Annotated in this window: 3 protein-coding genes; all 3 read right to left on the bottom strand. The window is 68.0% G+C overall.

Annotation, left to right across the window (positions count from 1 at the left end; translation table 11 throughout):
• Positions 1-734, bottom strand: a 734-nt coding sequence (locus tag HUV01_RS13735; RefSeq protein WP_174298780.1) for a heme o synthase, incomplete at its 3' end; no start/stop codon positions are given.
• Positions 735-955: 221 nt separating this feature from the next.
• The gene (gene ctaD / locus HUV01_RS13730) at positions 956-2623 is read right to left on the bottom strand and encodes a cytochrome c oxidase subunit I (protein ID WP_174298779.1); all 1668 of its coding nucleotides are present in this window, start codon (positions 2621-2623) and stop codon (positions 956-958) included.
• Between the two features lie 4 nt (positions 2624-2627).
• Positions 2628-3637: cytochrome c oxidase subunit II (coxB, locus tag HUV01_RS13725; protein WP_174298778.1), on the bottom strand; the 1010-nt coding region annotated here is incomplete at its 5' end.

The following is a 3637-nucleotide window of genomic DNA, read 5'->3' as shown; positions in this document are numbered from 1 at the left end:
GCCCAGCCATAGACCGCGCCCGCCAGCCCCAGCGCCCAGGGCGCGAGCGCGGCCGCCGACATCAGCACGGTATAGACGCCGATCTGGTGCCGCGTCGCCCGCGCGCCCGCCACCACGGGCAGCATCGGCACGCCCGCGGCGGCATAGTCGGACTTGATGAACAGCGCGAGCGCCCAGAAATGCGGCGGCGTCCACAGGAAGACGAGCGCGAACATCAGCAATGGCAGCGCCGCGACATGGCCGGTCGCCGCCGCCCAGCCGATCAGCGGCGGGAACGCGCCCGCCGCGCCGCCGATCACGATGTTCTGCGGCGTGCGCCGCTTCAGCCACACGGTATAGACCAGCACGTAGAACAGGATCGACACCGCCAGGATCGCCGCCGCCGGCACGTTGATCGCAAGGCCCATCAGGATGACGGAGAAGGCGCCGAGACCGACCCCGAACTGAAGCGCCGCGGGCCGGTCCATCCGGCCGTCGGGCAGCGGCCGCTTGGCGGTCCGGCGCATGATGAGGTCGATGTCCGACTCGTACCACTGGTTCAGCGCGCCGGCCGCGCCGGCGCCCAGCGCGATGCACAGGATGGCGGTGAACCCCAGCACCGGGTCGACGCGGACGGGCGCCGCGAGCATGCCGCACAGGCCGGTGAACACCACCAGCGTCATCACGCGCGGCTTGGTCAGCGCAAGGAAGTCGCGCCAGTCGGCGGGCAGCGGGGCGGCGACGGCTGGGGTCATCGGATGAGGCGCATACGCCCTGCGGTCGCCCGCGAGAAGGCCGCTCGTCGCAGGACGCTGCGCCAGATCACCTCGCGGCCACGAGCGACGCGATCCCCGCGCCGTCGATAGCGGCGCTTCGTCGATGACGCCTGCCGTTCCGGTCTGCCCGGGAGGCGCCAAACGGAAACGCCCCGGGTCTCCCCGGGGCGTCCCATGTATCCAGGTCTTCGCCGGGACGCTCAGTCGATCAGCGGCAGCGTCTCGAACTGATGGTAGGGTGGCGGACTGGACAGCGTCCATTCCAGCGTCGTCGCGCCCTCGCCCCAGGGATTGTCGCCGACCTTCCGGCCCGCGGCCAGCGACCATACCAGGTTGACGAAGAACACCACCATGCTCGCCGCCATGATCATGTAGCCGACGCTGGCGACCGTGTTCCAATGCTCGAACTGGCCGGTATAGTCGGGGATGCGCCGCGGCATGCCCTGCAGGCCCAGGAAGTGCATCGGGAAGAACATCACGTTCACACCGATGAAGAACACCCAAAAGTGAACTTGGCCCAGCAACTCGTTGTACATCTTTCCCGACATCTTGGGGAACCAGTAGTAGAAGCCCGCGAACAGCGAGAACACCGCGCCGAGGCTGAGCACGTAATGGAAGTGCGCGACGACGTAATATGTGTCCTGCATGTAGTCGTCGATGCCGCCGTTGGCGAGCACCACGCCCGTCACGCCGCCGACGGTGAACATGAAGATGAAGCCGATCGCCCACATCATCGGCGTCCTGAACGACAGCGACCCGCCCCACATCGTCGCGATCCACGAGAAGATCTTGATCCCGGTCGGCACCGCGATCACCATCGTCGCGGCGGTGAAATACATCTTGGTGTTCACGGACAGGCCGGTGGTGAACATGTGGTGCGCCCACACGACGAAGCCGACCACGCCGATCGCGACCATCGCATAGGCCATGCCGAGATAGCCGAACACCGGCTTGCGGCTGAAGGTCGAGATGATCTGGCTGACGATGCCGAAGCCCGGCAGGATCATGATGTAGACTTCGGGGTGGCCGAAGAACCAGAACAGGTGCTGGTACAGGATCGGATCGCCGCCGCCGGCGGGATCGAAGAAGGTGGTGCCGAAATTGCGGTCGGTCAGCAGCATGGTGATCGCCGCGGCGAGGACCGGCAGCGCCAGGAGCAGAAGGAAGGCAGTGACGAGCACCGACCACACGAACAGCGGCATCTTGTGCAGCGTCATGCCCGGCGCGCGCATGTTGAAGATCGTCGTGATGAAGTTGATCGCACCGAGGATCGACGACGCGCCCGCGAGATGGAGCGCGAGGATCGCCATGTCGGTCGACGGCCCCGGCTCGCCATAGGTCGACAGCGGCGCGTACAGCGTCCAGCCGTTGCCCGCGCCGCCGAAGAACGGCGAGGCGAGCAGCAGCGAGAAGGCGGGGATCAGCAGCCAGAAGCTGACGTTGTTCATCCGCGGGAACGCCATGTCAGGCGCGCCGATCATGATGGGCACGAACCAATTGCCGAACCCGCCGATCATCGCCGGCATCACCATGAAGAACACCATGATGAGGCCGTGCGCGGTGATGAGCACGTTCCACAGGTGGAGCGACTGGTCGAGGCTCGCCTCGCCCCCGTTCAGCAGCGACGCCCAACCCTGCAGATACTGAATCCCGGGATGCGCCAGCTCCATGCGCATCAGGCCGGAGATCGACCCGCCGATGATCCCCGCGACGATCGCGAAGATCAGGTACAGCGTGCCGATGTCCTTGTGGTTCGTGGACATGAACCAGCGGGCGAAGAAGCCGGGCCTGTGGTCGGCATGGGCGTCAGCATGGTCCTGCGCCTGGGGAGCGTCGAAGGCGAACGGGCGGAGGGCGGTGTCGGTCATGGCGTTACTGTCCGGCGTTGCCGCTGCCGGCCGGGTTGCCGGTGGCGCGCTGGTTGGAAGGAACGGGCGTGCTGGCCGCCGTCGGATCGGGTCCGGCCGGCGGAGTCTTGTACGAAGCGGTCGTCGGCTGCGGCGCCAGCGCCGCACCGGGCTGCGGGATCACCTTGTCCGACGGCTGGGTCGTCGTCACGCCGGCGGGACCGCCGCCCGGCATCGTGCCGCCCTTCGCGCGGACCCAGGCGGCGAACTGCGCCGGCGGCACCGCCTCGACCGCGATCGGCATGAAGCCGTGCCGCGCGCCGCACAGTTCGGAGCACTGGCCGAAATAGAGGCCAGGCCGCTCGATCGTGAAGCTCGTCTCGTTCAGGCGGCCGGGCACCGCGTCGAGCTTGATCCAGAAGGCGGGAACCGCCCAGCTGTGGATCACGTCGTTGGCCGTGGTGATGAGGCGGATCGGCACGCCCACCGGCAGGACGACCCGGTTGTCCGCCGCCAGTAGCCGGGGGCCGTCCGCGTCCGTGCGCGCGCGCTCGCCCTTGCCGACCTGGCTCTGTTCCTTGAGCATGTTGGCGGTGACCTCGAACCCGCCGTGGTCGGGATACTGATAGTTCCAGTACCACTGGTTGCCGATCGCCTTCAGCGTCACGGCGTTGGCCGGCGCCGGCTTGTACTGCGCCTGCAACAGCCCGATCGACGGCACCGCGATCAGCACCAGCGCCAGCACCGGCAGCAGCGTCCAGGCGACTTCCAGCACGGTGTTGTGCGACGTGCGCGACGGCACCGGATTGGCGGACGCGCGGAAGCGGATCACCACGATCACCAGCAGGACGAGCACGAGCGCCGACACCGCCGTGATCGTCGGCATCAGATAGTAGTCGTGCATGTGGTGCGCGCGGACCCCCGTCGCCGTCACCTGCGGCTGGAGGTGGACCACGCCGTTGACCGGCTGGCCGATCCCCGGCTGGGCCGTCATCGCCGGCGCGCCGTCCATCGCCAGCAGGGGCGAGGCCGGCG

The sequence above is a fragment of the Sphingomonas bacterium genome, from assembly GCF_903643035.1.
In the GTDB taxonomy this organism is placed as follows: Bacteria; Pseudomonadota; Alphaproteobacteria; order Sphingomonadales; family Sphingomonadaceae; genus Sphingomonas.
Note: the sequence above shows the minus strand (reverse complement) of the source record. Positions and strands in the feature narration are given on the sequence as shown.

Coding starts and splice junctions, on each gene's coding strand:
- ctaD (WP_174298779.1), bottom strand. CDS start 2,623: ATGACCGACACCGCCCTCCGCCCGTTCGCCTTCGACGCTCCCCAGGCG.